The organism is Streptomyces sp. NPDC039423 (assembly GCF_055598725.1).
On the sequence record NZ_JBVKAH010000004.1, the window covers coordinates 15,714 to 31,748 of the forward strand.

Consider the following 16,035-nt stretch of genomic DNA (forward strand, 5'->3'; position numbering starts at 1 on the left):
GATCAGCGGGCGGCCGGGGCCGGTGCTTCGCCCAGGTGCTCCACCGCGGTGCGCCAGGCGGCGGTGACGGCCCGGTGGGCGGCCGCCGTCGCGTCGGGCACGTCGCCGGAGGGGTGGAAGGCGGCGCCGACGTGGACGTGCAGCCGGGGGCGCCGGGCGGGTGCCGTGAGGATGCCGGCCAGTTGCTTGCCCCGGCCGCCCGAGGCGACCCGGCGGGCACCCGCCTGGCCGACCGGGACGATCGGGGCGCCGGAGGCGGCGGCCAGACGGGCGGGCCCGCTGCGGAAGGCCTCGGGGGGCGCCTCCGCCGGGTCCACGCGGTGCGGGAGCCGCCCCTCGCCGTAGACGAGCACGTGACGGCCGGCCGCGAGGGCGGCGGCGGCGCCGTCCAGGGCGTCGGCCGCCCGGGCCGTACGGCGGTGGACGGGCACGTGCCCCCCGCGCTCCAGGAGCCGCCGCAGCACGGGGACCCGCCACAGCCCCGCGGTGGCGAGGACGACCGGTTCGACGCCCATCCGGTGGAGCGCCGCCAGCACGACGGCCGGGTCCGCCAGGGAGGTGTGGTTGGCGACGAAGACGGCCGGACCCGGGACGGCTCCCGGGTCGCCGGAGGTCGTCAGACGGCCGAAACGGGGGACGACGGCGGCGGCGATGCGGCTGAGCACGGGACTCCTGTCGGTACGGGCGTACGAGGCGGCCGGGCCCGGGGCCCGGCCGATCGCCGACGCCGGTGGGCGACCGGCGGTCGGTGATCGTCATCATCGCGCCGGCGGCGGGCCGGGACCTGAGCGCTCGTACTCATTCGTTCCGGGGGCCCACCACCCGGCGGTGTGCCTCCGCCCGGTGTGTCTCCGCCCGGTGTGCGTCAGCCGTTCAGCGACGACATCAGCTCGGGCGCGTACCGGTCACCGGCGGCGATGCCCCGGGGGGCGACGGCCTCGATGGCGGCGATGTCGGCGGCGGTGATCGTCACGGCCGTGGCGGCCGCGTTCTCCTCCAGGAGCCGGCGGCGCTTGGTGCCGGGGATCGGCAGCGCGCCCTGGTGCAGCACCCAGGCCAGGGCGAGCTGCGACGGGGTGACGGACTTCTCCTCGGCGATGCGGCGCACCTGTTCCACCACGGCCAGGTTGCGGGCGAAGTTCTCGCCCTGGAAGCGCGGGTCGGTACGGCGGAAGTCGTCCTCGGCGAAGTCGTCGGGCATGGTGATGGCGCCCGAGAGGAAGCCCCGGCCCAGCGGTGAGTACGCGACGAGGCCGATGCCGAGCTCGTCGAGGGTGGCGCGCACGCCGTCGCCCTCGAGCCCCCGCTCGAACAGGGAGTACTCGGTCTGCACGGCGGTGAGCGGGTGCACGGCGTGGGCCCGCCGGATCGTCGTCGCGGCGGCCTCGCTGATGCCGAGGTAACGGACCTTGCCCGCGGTGACGAGCTCCGCCATCGCGCCGATGCTCTCCTCGATGGGTACGTTCGGGTCGACGCGGTGCAGGTAGTAGAGGTCGATGTGGTCGGTGCCGAGGTGGCGCAGCGAGCGCTCCGCGGACCGGCGGATGTACTCCGGGGTGCCGTTGTGGCCGAGCATGTCGCCGCCGTCGGTGAACTCGATGCCGGTCTTGGTGGCGATGACCGCCTTCTCCCGGCGGCCGGCCAGCGCCTTGCCGACGAGCCGCTCGTTGAGGAAGGGGCCGTAGCTCTCGGCGGTGTCCAGCATGGTGATGCCGAGCTCCAGGGCCCGGTCGATGGTGGCGAGGGCCTCGGTCTCGTCGGTGGCGCCGTAGTAGGCGCTCATGCCCATGCAGCCGAGCCCTTCGGCTCCGACCTTCAGACCCTGGGTGCCCAGTGCGCGCTCCTGCATGACGGTCGCTCCATTCCTAAGTAACTAACTGGATAGTTCGAGCATGGACGACGCCGCCCGGCTTGTCAATAACCAGATAGTTACTTGCTAGGGTGAGCGTCATGGCACGGGACTCCAGCGCGACCAAGGCCCGGCTCCTCGACGCGGCGCTCACCGAGTTCGCCGCCCATGGGGTCGCGGGCGCCCGCGTCGACCGCATCGCCGAGGCGGCCGGCGCGAACAAGCGGCTCATCTACGTCTACTTCGGCAACAAGGAAGAGCTCTTCGACCACGTCATGCAGCGGGCCCTGGAGGCAGGCGCCGAATCGGTGCCGTTCGACGTGACGGACCTCCCCGGGTACGCCGGCGCGATCTTCGACCACCTGGCCGACCGGCCGGAGCTGATGCGGCTGGTCGTCTGGAAGCAGCTCGAGCGCCCCACGGCCACGGCCGCGCAGGGCGAGGCCTACGCCGTCAAGATCGACGCGGTCGCCGCCGCCCAGCGCGCGGGGCGGATCGACCCCGCCTTCCGGCCCGCCGACATCCTGACCCTGGTGCTGGCCCTCTCCCAGGCGTGGTTCGCGGCGGCGGGCGGCCCGGCCACCGAGCCGGACGGCTCCGCGTGGAGCGAGCGGCGGCGGGCGGCGCACCGGGCGGCCGTGGTGGAGGCGGTCAGGCGCCTCGTCACTCCCGTACGCCCGGACTGACCCGCCAGGGCTGACGCGCCCGGCCCGGCCCGCCGGCCCTGTGCGGACCGGGGCCGGCCGGCGCGCCCGGCGGGACGCACCCGGACCGGCGGACCGTGCCACGACGGAACGGACCGGCCGGGGCGGGGCGGGCCCCGGTCGGTGTCAGTTGCGGAAGCCGTGGTCCAGCAGCTTGGTGGCGTCCGTGTTGCGGTTGGCCTCCGAGGACGAGGCGAGGACGGTGCCGATGAGGGTCCTGCCGCCCCGCGTGGCGGCGAAGACCAGGCAGTACTTGGCCTCCGGGCCGGAGCCGGTCTTGACCCCGACGGCGCCCCGGTAGGTGCCGAGCAGCTTGTTGGTGTTGGTCCACGCCATGTCGCGGTGGCCGCCGTTCTTGGTGGTGACCCGCTGTTTCGTCGAACGGGTCTTCACGATGGCGCGGAACGTCGGGTTCTTCATCGCCTTGGCGGCGAGCGTGGCGAGGTCGCGCGGGGTCGAGTAGTTCTTCCCGTTGCCGATGCCGTCGAAGGAGTCGAAGTGGGTGTTCTTCAGGCCGAGGCCCTTGGCCGTGGAGTTCATCCTGCCGACGAACGACCGCACCCGGTCCTGCCGGGTCCTGCCGGTGCCGAAGTGGTCGGCCAGGGCGTACGCGGCGTCGCACCCGGAGGGCAGCAGCAGCCCGTACAGAAGCTGCCGGACGGTGACCTTGTCGCCCACGATCAGCCTGGCCGAAGAGGCGGTCTTGGCGACGATGTAGTCGCTGTACGCCATCTGGACGGTGACCTTCTCGTCTAGGTCGAGGCCCTTGCGCGCGAGCACCACCTCGGCCGTCATGATCTTGGCGGTGGAACCGGTGGGGAGCCGGCCGTCGGCGCCCTTCGCGTACACGGCGGCGCCGGTACCGGCGTTCATCACGAAGCCGCCCTTGGCGGTGATCGACGGCTGCCGCGCCGGGGCCGCCCGCACCGGTCCCTCTGGCGCTGCCGCCGCCTGTGCCGGGACGGCGCCCGCCGCGGCCGTGAGCACGACGGAGACGGTGACGCCCGCAGCCGCGAACCTACTGGTGTTCCTACTGTTCAAAGCCAACGCTCCCACACATGCAGCCGCGGTGGTGCTGCTCGAAAAGACCGCTACCGGGAAGACACACCGACCGGTCCCGGGGATGCACCCCGACCGCCGGAACCCACCGAACGAGTGACGCGTCAGGCGGCGGGTCCACGGGCCGGCCGGTGCTCAGGGGGAGCAGGGGTCGGGCCTCTTCGGCCGTCCCGCCGAGGAGAGTTCGGCGTTGAACTGCGCGCCGGCCAGCAGGACGACGTGGGAGACCCAGAGCCAGACGAGGAACGCCACCACACCGGCCAGTGATCCGTAGAGGCGGTTGTACGTCGCCATGTGCGCCGTGTAGTAGGCGAAGCCCACCGAGGCGAGGAGCCACAGCGCGACCGCCAGCGCCCCGCCGGGCACCGTCTCGCGCAGTCCGCGTGCCTCGGCCGGGCCGGAGCGGAACAGCAGGAGGACGAGGGCCACGACGACCACGAACAGCAGCGGCCACTTCAGCCCCGCCCAGACCAGCGCCACCTGACGGTCCGTCCCGGTTCCCCGGCCGATGGCGAGGGCGACCCGCTCCGCGGCGGTCAGCGTCAGCACCCCGCACACCAGGAGCGCGAGGACCGTCACGGCCCGGAGCACGATGGCGGGGAACGTCCGCCAGGCGGGGCGGCAGTCGGGGACGCCGTACATCGCGTGCAGCGCGCGCCGGAACACGGCCAGGTAGCTGGAGGCCGACCACAGCGCGGCACCGGCGGTGAGCACCACCAGCAACCAGGGAACGGAGGCCCCCTCCTGCCGGCCCGCCAGGACCTGTTCGAGCACCGGGCGGGCCGCCTTCGGTACGAACGGGCCGAACTGCGCGATGAGCTCGTGGGGCGTCCCGGTGCCGAGCAGGGCGATGACGAAGACGAGCACCAGCAGGGCGGGGAACACCGCCAGGACGGCGTAGTAGGTCAGCGCGGCGGCCCAGTCGGTGAGGTCGTCCTCCCAGACGGCGACCGGCGTACGGGCCAGCGCCCGTGCGTACCGGGCGCGTGGGCGGCGGGGCGCCGATCCGCTCGCGGGGACACCGATCGCCATGTAACCACCGTTCCGTTCCGGCCCGCCCGGTCCGCCGGCCGCCCCCATGCCGGGCGGCCGACGGCTTTTCCTCCCTGCTGCCCCGCCGCCGCGCCTTCACGCCGGGGCGGGGCCGCCGCGGTCAGTCGGCGGGCGCGGTGGAACGCAGGTCGGGGGCGATGCGCAGCGCGGTGTCCAGGCCGCTGAGCCTCAGGATGCGCCGGAGCTGGGGGCACAGCGGGCCGGCGACGATCATGTGCTGGGTGCGGTGTCCGCGTACCAGGGTGTTGAGCAGGGTCGAGTCCGCGAAGGACACCTGGCTGAGGTCGACGACCGTACGCGACACGCCGGGGGCCTCGGCGGCGGCCGCGAGCGCCGAGTCGAGCTGGACGGAGGTGACGACGTCGAACTCGCCGGTGCACAGGATGATTCTGGTGCCGTCGTCGTCAGGCAGTGCCTGGACGTGCGTTCTCACGTGCCGCCTCCCGCTTCCCCGTCGGCCCCGCCCGCGCCGCCGGCCGTGCGGCGCGATGAGCGGAACCCTTTCTTCCATGGCTTCCTGGGGGCACGGTCGCGCATGCGCCTTCTCACCCTTCCGGTTCCCGAACGGATTCTGCGGCGCGTACGGCACACCGTGCGGGGCGGCGTACGTCCGGTTCGACGACGCACTCCGCGGGCGGTGGGGCGGCGTGGGGGGGCCGGGGAGACGCCGGCCGCTTCCCCGCCGACGGGGGGCGGGCGGGCCGAGCAGCGCCTGGGGGTGCCCGAACGGCCGTCGCCGGCCGAAGCCCGGCGGGCGGTCGTCGCCGCCCCCACCGGGGCGTGAACAACACCCTCCTCAGCAGTGTCACCGCTACGGTCTCCGCCCAAGCGGGCATGACGGGATGACGCCACAAGTCGGATCTCATGCCCCGTGCGCACCGGCGCACCGGTGCGCCACCCGCGCATTCCGCGCCTTCCGCGCCTTCCGCGCCACCAGCACACGAGCGCACGGGGCCGTTCTTCTCCTTCGAGGACGCGGGGACCGTGCCGACATCGTCTGCCTGTCCCGTCCCTCAGCGGGTACGGGACGCCCAAGGCCCTGACGCTGATCCGCCCCCGTACGACCTCCGGAAGGGCCGGCACACGGGGCCTGGCCATCTGACCGTGCCCGCGGCGCAGCGCGCGCCGGGGCCCCCGGAGGCAACCGGCCCCGGCGGCGGACACGCCCTGGGGCGGAGGGAGGAGAGCGCATGTCGGTCGACCTCGCCGGCTTCCTCGGCGTCGTGGTGGTGGCCTACGTGGTCCCCGGCCCGGACTTCCTGGTGGTGGTGCGATCGGCCGCCGAACACCCCTCGAAGGGGCGGGCCGCGGCGCTGGGCGCCCAGGCCGGCCTGTGCGTGCACATGCTGGCGGCCGCCGTCGGGCTGTCGGTGGTCGCCGCCCGTTCTCCCGCGGTGTACGACGCCATCAAGCTGCTGGGGGCGGCCTACCTGGTCTGCCTGGGCGTACGGGCGGTGCTCGCCGCGCACCGGGCCGCGCGCGAACGGCGGCACGGGGACGGGCCGGTGCCGGGCACTCCGGCGGAGCCCGCGCCCCCGGCCGAGGAGGAGGGGGCAACCCGGAGCCGTCGGCGGTCGGGCTTCACCCAGGGCTTCCTGACCAACGTCCTCAACCCCAAGGCGGCCCTGTTCTTCCTCAGCATCCTGCCGCAGTTCGTCAACGGCGGCGGTTCCCTGACCCGGCAGATCTTCTTCCTCGGGATCCTGGACGTCGTCATCGGCGTCGTCTACTGGTTCGGCCTGGTCCTCGTCGCCGCCCGCCTGCGCTCCCTGCTCGCCCGGCCCACGATCCGCCACCGCTGGGAGCTGACCACCGGATGGCTGTTCATCGCCATCGGCATCGGCGTCGCCACCCTCGCCTGACCGTGATCGCCGGGCGTCACGCCCCGGGGCGCCGGCGTCCCGGGCCGCCGGGCGTCCCGATCATGGCGCTGTGCCGCTGAGCCGCTCATCGGGCTCACTCCATGGCGGCGATCCGGGCGAGCAGCGGAGCGGCGCCGTCCTCCGCGGCGATCCCGTCGGCGAGTTCGGCCGCGCGCCGGCGAAGGGCCGGCTCGGCCAGACAGGCGGTGACGGCGTCGCCGAGGGCTTCGGCGGTGAGGTCCTGGAACGGCACGGACCGGGGGGCGACTCCCAGCCGATGGAGCCGGGAGGCCCAGAACGGCTGGTCGGCCATGACGGGTACGGGCACGGCGGGTACTCCGGCCCGCAGCCCCGCGGCAGTGGTACCGGCTCCGGCGTGGTGGACGACGGCCGCGGTACGGGGGAACAGCCAGTCGTGCGGGACGTCGCCGACGGCCAGGACGTCGTCGCCGCGGCCGCTCAGTCCGGCCCACCCCGCCTGCACCACGGCGCGCACCCGCGCCCGCTTCACGGCCGTGCCCACCAGCTCACTGAGCCGTTCGCCCTCCCCCGGGGCCATGCTGCCGAACCCGATGAACACCGGGGGCGGACCCGCCTGGAGGAAGTCGGCCAGTTCGCCCGGGGGCTGGCGGCCGGCCGGCCGCGCGGGCCACCAGTAGCCCGACACGTCGACCCGGGACGGCCAGTCGTCGGGGCGGGGCACCACCAGCGGGCTGAAGCCGTGGAAGACCGGCCGGAGGTCCCCCACGGCCGAGGGCGCGCCGGGGGGCAGCCCGAGGCGGGCGCGCAGGCGGGTCACGGCGCCCGCGAAGACCCCTTCGGCGCGCTTCAGCACGTCGCGGCCTGCGGCGAGGTTGCCCTCCGGCCCCGGGTCGCCGGTGCGGTGCGCGCCGGGCAGCGGGAAGTGCCGGGTGGCGAACGCCGGTGTGAGGTAGGTGCCGATGACCGGGATGCCGAACGCTTCGCCGGCCGCCAGGCTGAGCGGTGCCGGCCCGAAAGCGGTGAGCAGGAGGTCGGCTCCGCCCGCCACGGCATCCGCCACACCGTCGGCGAGCCCGTCCGCGTACGCCCTCGTGAGCGCCCGGACCTCGTCCCGTGAGGCGGCCCGGGACCAGGACCGGATCAGCTCCCGCGGGTCTCCCGGCACGGGCCGGTGGTCGAGGCCGCATCCGCCGAGCAGCGCGGCGAACTCGGTGTGGGCGGCCACGGCGACCTGATGCCCCGCGTCCAGCAGGCGCCGCCCCAGACCGGTGAAGGGTGCGACGTCTCCCCGTGACCCGGCGGTGATGATCAGAATGCGCATGGAGCGATTCTCCTCCGCACCGGCCTGCCTTTCGGCCGTCGTCCTCACGGGCCTCGCGGCGACCGCCGTACGTCCGGGGCCGAGGGCTCGATCCGGCGACCGGACGCTACTGGATGTTCAGGCGGAACGGGTGACCGGCGTCCACCGGGCAGGTGAAGACGCGCAGTTCACCGAACCGCCCGACGTTGAGGTCCGGGTCGTGGCCGCTGTCGAAGGTCAGGAACAGCCGGCTCCGTGCGCCGCAGGCCGGGCAGTCGACCCGCATCAGGTCCGTCAGGTGCCAGCTCGGCCAGCCACCGGCCTTCCACCCCTCCTGGCAGGAGAGGACGCGGTGGTACTCGGCGTCGCGGTCCTCCGCCCAGGCCTCGGCCTCGGCCACCAGCTCGTCCGGGAGTTCGTCCTGGTCGGGCAGGTCGGTCACCTCGACCGGGTCGAGGAGGCAGGGCCGCGGCACGTACCCCGCCACGGCGTCGCCCGGCGCGGGGGGCTGCGCCAGGGTGGCGGCCCGCGCCGCCGCGCGGTGGCGCATCTCGACGGCGGGTCCCCAGTAGTGCGACTGCCCGGGCAGGGCGGAGTGCTCCTGCGGGCACCACAGGACCTGCAGCACGTCCATGCCCTCCGGCCAGTCGAGGGTGGGGGCGTCCTGCGCGCGGAGCTGGAGCACCGCGACCATCGGCACTCCCGGCACGGCGGGGGCCGGCACCCGGCGGATCCGCTCCCAGGTGCGCATGTCGAGCGCGCCGGCGCCGTCCATGATGCGGGACTGGAGCGCGGCCTCCTCGTGGGTGAGTTCGTACGCGGCGTTCGGCTTGCCCGCCCGTCGGTCGCGCATGGCGCGGTCCGTCCGCTCCCAGGCTTCGCGCTCCTGCTCGGAGAGCTTCTCCCGTACCTCGACCATGTGCGGGCCCCGGCACACCGGCCATTCCTCCTCGGCCGGCCACAGCAGCGGGCCGCCCACGTGGCTGTCGAGCACGGTGGGCCGGCCCGCCCGCGGGCGGAGCAGGGTGGCCTTGCGGGCGTAGGGCGTGAGGGCGGGTATGTCGGCGAGGAGCGCGTCGACGCTCGGGTTCACTGTTGTCACACGCGACACCGTAGAACGCGGTCCAGCGGTCGGGTGACGCGCGTCGGCGTGGGCGCGGGGCCCGGCTAGGGTCGTTCGCCGGATACCGGGTGGCGGCACGTGGACGGCCACCTACACGGACGACGGGTTTCAGGGGGGTTTGGCATGGACGCCAGTATCACTTCGGCGTTGATCGGCGCCATCGCCGTGGGCGGCACGGCTCTGGGTACGGTGCTCGGCGGATGGGTCCAGGCACGTGGTGGTCAGGCCCAGGCCAAGGCCGCCCAGCAGGCCGCGCAGATAGCGGCGGAGGCCACCCACCACCAAGCCCTCTACGACCGTCGCTGGTCGCTGCTGGCGGCCTACCTGCGAGCCGCCAGCGAATGCATGGAGGCCGCGGACCAGCTTTACAGCACCGACTCCGTACCCGAGACCCGGCGGCGCTGGCACGCGTTCACGCTCGCCCACGCGGAGGCCGAACTGGCGGCGCCGGCGGCGCTTCTCGTTCCCATCGACGACGTCCGCAAGGCCGTGGGGCGCATGTACTGGACGGCTCAGCGCGCCGCACCCGCGAGGCGCGCCTGGAAGGAGCTCCAGAGGCGCGCGAAGCAGGGGGAAGCGGCAGCGGTCCGGGCGCGGGAGGCGGTCGAGACCCTCTGGGAGGTGGACCCGCAGGTCGCTCCCGCGCAGCGGGCGGCGTCTTCCTCGTACGTGGAAGCGGAGCAGGCTCTCGGCGGCCTGCCCGGGTTCGACGACGACCACACGGCTCTCCTCCTCGACATGACGCGACATCAGTGGGAGGCCGCCGCCCGCGACCGGGAGACACGTAAGGAGAACCACATCGCGGCCCGCCGGGAACTCGTGGCGGCGGCGCGGAACGTGTTCGGCACCGACCGCTTCTGACTGCACGGTCGTGGTGGAGCCCCGCGCCCCCGTGTCGCCGGTGGTGTGCCGGCGGGGGGAGGCGGGGCTCCGGGCTCGCGGGGCGGCGGGGCTACACCGTGGCGGGTGTCTCCGGGGTGGGCCGGAAGAAGACGGCGGACGCGAGGCCGACGGCGCTTCCGGGTGGGAGGAGTTCGACGGTGTCCGGCCACGCCTCGGGCCGCGGCAGGCCCAGGGCCGTGGCGAGCCGGGAGGCGAAGCGGGGCATCAGCGGGGTGGCCGCGGTGGCGAGCAGGCGGGCGGCGGCCAGTTCGAGGGCGACCGCGGTGCGGTTCTCGTCCTGCCACTCCCGGTTGCCCGCGAGGAGTGCCTGGTGGCGCCCGAAGGTGGCCGCGTCCTGGACGATGCCGTCCAGTGCGGCGGCGGCCTGCCGGAGGGAGAACCCGTCGGGGCCGAGCGCGGCGGTGAGGGCCGCCAGGCGGTTGCCGAGCCTGCCGAGGAAGGCCGAGTGCTCGGGGGTCCAGTTGCCGGCGTCCGGGGCGGTGCCCTGATGGTGGGCGTCGACGCGGCGCCCCAGGTCGTTGAGCCACTCCTGCCAGGTGCCGATGAGGGTGTCCCGGAGTACGGAGTCGTAGGCGGCGCGCCGGAAGTCGGTGCGTTCGCCCTCGGGGCGGGTGCGGGCGAGGAAGTACCGGACCGCGTCCACGCTGTCGGGCCCGAGGATCTCCTTGCCCCAGATGGCGTGGCGGCGGCTGGTGGAGAACTTGTCACCCTCCAGCAGGTAGAACTCGTTGACGTGGTAGTCGATGTCGGGGGCCCACTCCGGGAAGGCGAGCTTGTAGAGGACCGGGTAGAGCACCGAGTGGTAGAAGCTGTTGTCGTAACCGAAGAAGTGGACGATCTTCCAGTCCGCCCGGGGGTCCAGCGCCCGCCAGTCCTCGCCGTTGCGGGCCCCCAGGGCCTGGATGCCGTGGAGGAAGCCGTACGCCATCTCGGGCCACACCCAGATGACCTGGCCGTCGGTGGTGTCCTCGGCGGGGGTGACGCCCCAGGTGGAGGGGTGGGTCAGCGGGATGTCGAGGGCGGGGCGGGTGAACAGGCGGTGGGCGAGTTCGGCCAGCCGGGCCGGGACGCGTCCCTGGCCGTGGTGTTCGCGGACCACGTCGGCGAACTCGTGGAGGGGCAGGGACAGACGGGTGACCGGCTCGCGGCGGGGGGCGGCCGGTGACAGCGAGGACCGGGGGTCCTTCAGGTCGCTGACCACGTTGGGCTCACCGCACTCCTCGCACAGGTTGCCACCGGTGGCGGCCGCGCAGTGGGGGCAGGTGCCGGTGACGTCCACCTCGTAGAGGTACTGGCCGCCTTCCGCGTCGAAGAGCCCCTCTCCGGCCGTGGGGGTGACCGGTCCCGAGGCGACGAGCCGGGAGAAGTACTCCCGCAGGCCGTCCGGGTAGCGCGGGTCGGTGCTCGTCACCGTGTACTGGTCCGGCTCGATGTCCATGAGCCGCAGCGTCTCGGCGATCTCGGCGCTGTAGTGGGCCGCCGTGCCGGCGGGGTCCCCGCCCTCCTTGCGGGCGGCGCCCAGGACGTAGCTCTGGTAGTCGTCGCTGCCGGTCAGGTGCCAGGCCCGGGTGCCGTTCATCCGCTGGAAGCGCACGAAGGCGTCGGCCCCCAGGTACGGCCCGGACAGGTGCCCGAGGTGCAGATCGCCGTTGGGGGTGGGCGGGGTGGAGAAGACGAAGACCGGCCGGTCGCCGAAGCCCTTGCGGGCGGTGGAGCGGGCGGAGGCCATCGCGCGCTCGGCGTCCCGCCAGTACTGGGTGAGGAAGACCAGGTCGGTGGTGCCGGTGTTGTGCAGGACGTGGGACTCGAAGGGTTCGAACAGCGCCACCGTGCCGGGCTCGGCGGCGTACCGCTCGGTGCCGGCCACGAACTCGCCGCTGCCGGCGACGACGACGAACAGCTCGGTCTCGTCGTGGTGGTGGCTGTCGGAGCTGCGGCCCGGGGCGACCCGCCCCCAGCCGGCTCCCACGCCCAGGCCCTCGACGGAGCTCATGTCGATGCCGAACGCCTCGTGCAGCGCGTCCGGGTCGTACCTGTTGATGATCACCTCTGGTCCTCCTGTGCTGGATGCGCGGGATCGAGCAGATCGGCGGCCTCTTCGGCGATGGCGGGTGCGAGCCGGTAGCCCGAGCCGCCCGCCGCGCCCGCGAACACCAGGCGCCCGTGCGGGTCGAGCGCGGTCACGAGCGGCTCACGGGCGGGGCCGTACGCGTCGCAGAAGACCCGCCCCGAGACGCAGTCGCCGACCAGGGCGGGCGCGTAGCGGCCCAGTACGGCCCGGGCCTCGGCGAGGTTCCGCGCCGAGACGCCCTGCGTCACCGATCCGGGGTCGACGTCCCACTCGGGGCAGGTGTAGCTGAACAGCCAGTGTCCGCGGTGGTGCAGGGGCAGCAGGAACGCGTCCTCGTCGTGGAAGACGATCGCGTGGTCGCCGTCGCGCGGCGGGACGTCGACGTGCATCGCCACGATCTTCTTCACCCGGGCGCCCAGCGGTGCCACGAGCCCCTGCCAGGCGGGGGCGTCGAGCCAGGGGCCGGGGGCGAGGAGCACCCGCTGCGCCGTGAGGGTCCGGCCGGTGCTCAGGTCGATCTCGACGGCCTTCTCGCCGGGGTGTACGCCGGTCACGCGCACGCCCTCGTGGAAGGCGGCCCGGCCGCGCAGCCGCCGGGCGAGGAGCTGGGTCAGCGCGGGGACGTCGGCGTACTGGCAGCCGTCGCCCTGCCAGGCCGCGGTGCCGGGCGGGAGGAGGACCCGGTCGTCGGGCGGGCCGGCCACGGGCCGGAGGCGGGCGCTCGGGAGGTAGGCCGCGTGCAGTTCCGCCGCGCGGTCCGCGGAGGCGACGACGGTCATGGGCAGGGGGCGGACGGGCAGGTCGGGGTAGCGGTTCAGCAGCGCGGCGTAGGCGTCCTGGCTGCGGGCGGCCATGCGGCGCACCCGTTCGGTGGCGCCGCGGGGGAAGTGCAGGCCGGCCGAGCGGTGGCTGGCGCCGGAGCCGATGGTGTCCTGGTCCAGGACCACGACGGAGGTGCCGGGGCGGCGGGTCACGACCTCGTGGGCGGTCATGCAGCCGATGACCCCGGCCCCGACGACCACCACGTCCACGTCCGTGTCCACGCCCCTGTCCACGACCGCGTCCGGGCCGCTGTCCACGACCGCGTCCGCGTCCCCGCCCACGGCCGGGAGCACCGGGCCGGTGGGCGCCGTCACGGGAGCCACGCGTTCTTGGGGCCGGTCTTCGTCGACCACTCGATGAACGAGGCCAGCGGGTCGTCGCTGCGCACCCCGCGCAGCCGGTCCGCGATGCGCCGGCTGCGCCAGGCGTTGAGGCTCAGGTTGGGGTCGGCCAGTCCGCGCTGCTGACGGACCGCGTTCTGGACGAAGATGTTGCGGTCCGGCGGGCCGTCCCACCGTACGGCGAAGTCCTGGTCGACGCGCAGTTCGCCGTCCTCGCGCTCCAGCCGGTCGGCGATCGGTGCGAGGAAGTCGGTGGGGGCGGGCCGGAAGCCGGTCGCCCAGACGACCACGTCCGCTTCGTGCCGCTCCAGTTCCCCGGGCTGCTCGTTGTGCCGTGTCGCGATGTCCCAGGTGTCTCCGATGCCCCGGCCGACCTCGACGACCTCGCGGTTGGGGTGGAGCCGCACCAGGTCGGGCAGTCCGTCGACGAAGCGGTGGACGTACATCTGCTGGTAGATGGCCCGCAGGGTGTGGGGGGAGATCCCGTCGCTGCTCAGCACCTGCTCGGCGTTGAAGGCCTTCCGCGCGTCCACGGGCAGGCCGTAGAAGTAGTCGGAGTGGCAGGGCATGTAGAAGTCGTTGGTGAAGGGCGAGTCGTCGATCGGGAAGTAGTTGCGGCGGCGGGAGATCCAGGACACCCGCCGGGGCAGCGCGTCGCCGGGCCGGGAGATGAGGTCCAGGAAGGCCTCCGCGCCGGACTGCCCGCCGCCGACGACCACGATCCGCTTGCCGCCCATGTCGCGTGCCCGGGTGGTGAACTCGCTGACGTGGAACTGGGTGGGTTCCGGTCGGGGTGACGCCTGGGGCGGTACGTAGGGGCGGCTGCCGACGCCGAGCACGACGTTGTCGGCGGTCAGGGTGCGCCGGTCGGTGCGTACGCGGAACACGCCGTCGTCGAAGCCGACCTCCCGCACCTCCTCGCCGAAGACGATGTTGTCGTTGCGGGCGCTGGCCCAGGCCAGGTAGTCGCGGAACTCCTGCCGGGGCACGGCGGTGAACTGCGCGTTGATGAAGTGGTAGGCGCGGCCCTGGTCGTGCAGATAGGCGAGGAACGAGAAGGGGTTGGTCGGGTCGGCGAGGCTGACCAGGTCCTTGAACAGCGACACTTGCAGGGTCGTGCCGGCGATCTGCTGTCCGTCGTGCCAGCCGAAGGCCGGTTTCCGGTCGAGGAAGAGGTTGGACACCTCGGCGGGCGTGTGCAGGAGGGATGCCAGGCTCAGGTTCGCCGGCCCCACTCCGACCCCGATGCACCGGTAGTGCGCCACGGGGCGGTCGGGACGGTTGTGTCCCATGTCCGGGCCTCTCTTTCGGGTGACGATGAAGGGATCAGTGACTGCGCCGGTCCACCGGTGGGGGGTCGCGGCGCGCGGGGCGGAGGGCCTCATCGCACGGCGGAGAAGCGGGGCCCCGGGGTGGCGACGCGGGGGGCGGGCGCGCCGGGGGCGGAGCTGTCGAGGGCGTGCGACCGCCACCACTCGCGGCCCTCGTCCGGCAGGGTGTACACCGGGTCGTAGTACTCGTAGAGCCGTGACAGGTCGTCGGCCTCGCCCGGGTCGAGGTGGGTGCGGTAGTTCTTCGACCAGTAGGAGATGCCGTGCACCCGGTCGTAGTCGGTGAGCTGGTGGACCCAGCGCTTCCCCACGAAGGGCACGTCACAGACGATGCGCGGGGTCGCGAAGCCGGGGAGGTAGCCCATGATGGCGTGCTGGAGTTCCTGCGCCTCGGCGACCGACGTCCGCCAGTGCTCGCTGTACGGGATCATGTCGCACATGTAGAAGTAGTAGGGCATGATCCCGGCGCGGTCGAGCAGGGCGAAGCACAGGTCCAGCAGGGCCCTCGGGGTGTCGTTGACGGTCCGCAGCAGGACGGCCTGATTGCGGACGTCGCGCAGGCCGGCGTCCAGGAGCAGCCGTGAGGCGTGGGCGACGCTGCGGGTGATCTGCTGCTCGGCGTTGGCGTGGGTGTGCAGCGCGATCTGTACGCCCCGCGCGCGGGCCGTCTCCGACAGCCGTGCCACACCGGCCAGGACGGCTGCGTCGGTCCAGTACTGCGGGAGCCCGATCAGGCCCTTGCTGGCCAGCCGTACGTCCCGTACGGACTCGATCTCCAGCAGCGCGTCGACGAACGCCTCGACCCGGGGCCACGGCACGTTGGCGATGTCGCCCCCGGAGACCACCACGTCCCGCACGCTCGGGGTCTTCCGCAGGTAGTCGATCATGGCTTGGAGCCGTGCCTCGGGCTTGAGCACGAAGCGGGTCTTGCCGACCTGGGGGGTGGAGTTGCCCACGAGGTCCATGCGGGTGCAGTGCCCGCAGTACTGCGGGCAGGTCGTCACCAGTTCCGCCAGCACCTTGGTGGGGTAGCGGTGTGTCAGCCCCTCGGTGACCCACATGTCCCGCTCGTGCAGCGAGTCGCGGTCGGCGTAGGGGTGGGAGGGGAAGTCGGTCCGGCGGTCGGAGAACACCGGCAGCATGTAGCGGCGGACCGGGTCGGCGTAGTAGGCGTCGGTCAGTGACCCCGGCCGCCCGGACGGTGCGTGCGGCGCGATGGTGTTGATCATGTGCGGGGTGATGAGCAGCGACATGGTCGCACGCTCGCGCTGGTCGCGCTCCAGGTCGGCGAAGAAGGTGTCGTCCAGCAGGTCGCCGGTGACGGCGCGCAGTTGGCGGAGGTTCTTCACGCAGTGGGCTCGCTGCCACTGGGGCGAGTTCCATTCCTCCTCGGTGGCCTCGCGCCACCCGGGTAAGCGCCGCCAGTCGGGTTCCTCGGCCTCCGTGCGGCGGTAGGAGTACGGCTGTAGCAGGCCGTCGGACATGCCAATCCTCTCGGTCGGTTCCACGTCGGTGCCGGGGGCGGGACGGTGGGGGTACGGGCCCTGGCGGGCCCTCGCCACCCCGTACCGGCGCTGCCGCTCCGCTGCCGCCCCACGCCCCGCGGCCGCCGGTGCCGCGGGGCGTGCGGGAGCC

General features: G+C 73.7%; 14 protein-coding genes. 3 read left to right on the forward strand and 11 right to left on the reverse strand.

All coding sequences use genetic code 11. The annotated features are described in order from the left end of the window. Positions 1–2: 2 nt before the first annotated feature. Both ACZ7LK_RS14275 and ACZ7LK_RS14280 read right to left on the reverse strand, forming a co-directional pair. Positions 3–665, reverse strand: coding sequence for a lysophospholipid acyltransferase family protein (locus ACZ7LK_RS14275; RefSeq protein WP_471140708.1), 663 nt, complete (start codon positions 663–665; stop codon positions 3–5). A 200-nt stretch (positions 666–865) separates the two neighbouring features. Continuing rightward, on the reverse strand, positions 866–1,849 hold the full coding sequence (locus tag ACZ7LK_RS14280) for an aldo/keto reductase (protein ID WP_469464784.1): 984 nt from the start codon (positions 1,847–1,849) through the stop codon (positions 866–868). 101 nt (positions 1,850–1,950) lie between these two features. Between ACZ7LK_RS14280 and ACZ7LK_RS14285 the strand changes: the two genes are divergently transcribed. Further along, positions 1,951–2,535, forward strand: coding sequence for a TetR/AcrR family transcriptional regulator (locus ACZ7LK_RS14285; RefSeq protein ID WP_392273834.1), 585 nt, complete (start codon positions 1,951–1,953; stop codon positions 2,533–2,535). A gap of 144 nt (positions 2,536–2,679) precedes the next feature. Here the strand turns inward: ACZ7LK_RS14285 and ACZ7LK_RS14290 are convergent, their stop codons facing one another. From ACZ7LK_RS14290 to ACZ7LK_RS14300, 3 genes are all read right to left on the reverse strand, one after another. Continuing rightward, on the reverse strand, positions 2,680–3,540 hold the full coding sequence (locus ACZ7LK_RS14290; RefSeq protein WP_392273875.1) for a D-alanyl-D-alanine carboxypeptidase family protein: 861 nt from the start codon (positions 3,538–3,540) through the stop codon (positions 2,680–2,682). 207 nt (positions 3,541–3,747) lie between these two features. Beyond that, a complete protein-coding gene (locus ACZ7LK_RS14295; RefSeq protein ID WP_392273833.1) occupies positions 3,748–4,644 on the reverse strand; it encodes a YihY/virulence factor BrkB family protein in 897 nt (298 codons plus the stop codon). A gap of 121 nt (positions 4,645–4,765) precedes the next feature. Continuing rightward, on the reverse strand, positions 4,766–5,098 hold the full coding sequence (locus tag ACZ7LK_RS14300; protein ID WP_392273832.1) for an STAS domain-containing protein: 333 nt from the start codon (positions 5,096–5,098) through the stop codon (positions 4,766–4,768). 757 nt (positions 5,099–5,855) lie between these two features. On the opposite strand from ACZ7LK_RS14300, the gene ACZ7LK_RS14305 reads away from it, so the two are divergent. After that, positions 5,856–6,527 carry a LysE family translocator gene (locus tag ACZ7LK_RS14305; protein ID WP_392273831.1) on the forward strand — a complete coding sequence of 224 codons (672 nt, stop codon included), beginning with the start codon at positions 5,856–5,858 and terminating at the stop codon, positions 6,525–6,527. Between the two features lie 94 nt (positions 6,528–6,621). On the opposite strand, the gene ACZ7LK_RS14310 is transcribed toward ACZ7LK_RS14305, so the two are convergent. Both ACZ7LK_RS14310 and ACZ7LK_RS14315 read right to left on the reverse strand, forming a co-directional pair. Continuing rightward, on the reverse strand, positions 6,622–7,830 hold the full coding sequence (locus ACZ7LK_RS14310) for a glycosyltransferase (RefSeq protein WP_471140713.1): 1,209 nt from the start codon (positions 7,828–7,830) through the stop codon (positions 6,622–6,624). A gap of 106 nt (positions 7,831–7,936) precedes the next feature. Then, complete coding sequence (locus ACZ7LK_RS14315; RefSeq protein ID WP_471140716.1) at positions 7,937–8,911, reverse strand: hypothetical protein; 975 nt, start codon at positions 8,909–8,911, stop codon at positions 7,937–7,939. A 144-nt stretch (positions 8,912–9,055) separates the two neighbouring features. Between ACZ7LK_RS14315 and ACZ7LK_RS14320 the strand changes: the two genes are divergently transcribed. Beyond that, positions 9,056–9,793: a hypothetical protein gene (locus tag ACZ7LK_RS14320; protein WP_471140719.1), complete on the forward strand. Its 738-nt coding sequence runs from the start codon at positions 9,056–9,058 to the stop codon at positions 9,791–9,793. Between the two features lie 91 nt (positions 9,794–9,884). On the opposite strand, the gene ACZ7LK_RS14325 is transcribed toward ACZ7LK_RS14320, so the two are convergent. From ACZ7LK_RS14325 to ACZ7LK_RS14340, 4 genes are all read right to left on the reverse strand, one after another. Continuing rightward, the gene (locus tag ACZ7LK_RS14325; RefSeq protein WP_471140721.1) at positions 9,885–11,882 is read right to left on the reverse strand and encodes a class I tRNA ligase family protein; all 1,998 of its coding nucleotides are present in this window, start codon (positions 11,880–11,882) and stop codon (positions 9,885–9,887) included. Continuing rightward, positions 11,879–12,931, reverse strand: a complete 1,053-nt coding sequence (locus ACZ7LK_RS14330; RefSeq protein WP_471141543.1) for an NAD(P)/FAD-dependent oxidoreductase — start codon at positions 12,929–12,931, stop codon at positions 11,879–11,881. The genes ACZ7LK_RS14325 and ACZ7LK_RS14330 overlap by 4 nt, the downstream gene beginning before the upstream one ends. A 107-nt stretch (positions 12,932–13,038) precedes the next feature. Beyond that, positions 13,039–14,361 carry a lysine N(6)-hydroxylase/L-ornithine N(5)-oxygenase family protein gene (locus tag ACZ7LK_RS14335; RefSeq protein WP_471140724.1) on the reverse strand — a complete coding sequence of 441 codons (1,323 nt, stop codon included), beginning with the start codon at positions 14,359–14,361 and terminating at the stop codon, positions 13,039–13,041. 89 nt (positions 14,362–14,450) lie between these two features. Continuing rightward, complete coding sequence (locus ACZ7LK_RS14340) at positions 14,451–15,884, reverse strand: KamA family radical SAM protein (RefSeq protein WP_392273825.1); 1,434 nt, start codon at positions 15,882–15,884, stop codon at positions 14,451–14,453. Positions 15,885–16,035 lie beyond the last annotated feature (151 nt).

What these genes read in the sequence shown, in the direction of transcription:
- ACZ7LK_RS14280 (WP_469464784.1), bottom strand. Translation starts at nt 1,849, where the DNA reads ATGCAGGAGCGCGCACTGGGCACCCAGGGTCTGAAGGTCGGAGCCGAA.
- ACZ7LK_RS14285 (WP_392273834.1), top strand. Translation starts at nt 1,951, where the DNA reads ATGGCACGGGACTCCAGCGCGACCAAGGCCCGGCTCCTCGACGCGGCG.
- ACZ7LK_RS14295 (WP_392273833.1), bottom strand. Translation starts at nt 4,644, where the DNA reads ATGGCGATCGGTGTCCCCGCGAGCGGATCGGCGCCCCGCCGCCCACGC.
- ACZ7LK_RS14305 (WP_392273831.1), top strand. Translation starts at nt 5,856, where the DNA reads ATGTCGGTCGACCTCGCCGGCTTCCTCGGCGTCGTGGTGGTGGCCTAC.
- ACZ7LK_RS14310 (WP_471140713.1), bottom strand. Translation starts at nt 7,830, where the DNA reads ATGCGCATTCTGATCATCACCGCCGGGTCACGGGGAGACGTCGCACCC.
- ACZ7LK_RS14320 (WP_471140719.1), top strand. Translation starts at nt 9,056, where the DNA reads ATGGACGCCAGTATCACTTCGGCGTTGATCGGCGCCATCGCCGTGGGC.
- ACZ7LK_RS14335 (WP_471140724.1), bottom strand. Translation starts at nt 14,361, where the DNA reads ATGGGACACAACCGTCCCGACCGCCCCGTGGCGCACTACCGGTGCATC.
- ACZ7LK_RS14340 (WP_392273825.1), bottom strand. Translation starts at nt 15,884, where the DNA reads ATGTCCGACGGCCTGCTACAGCCGTACTCCTACCGCCGCACGGAGGCC.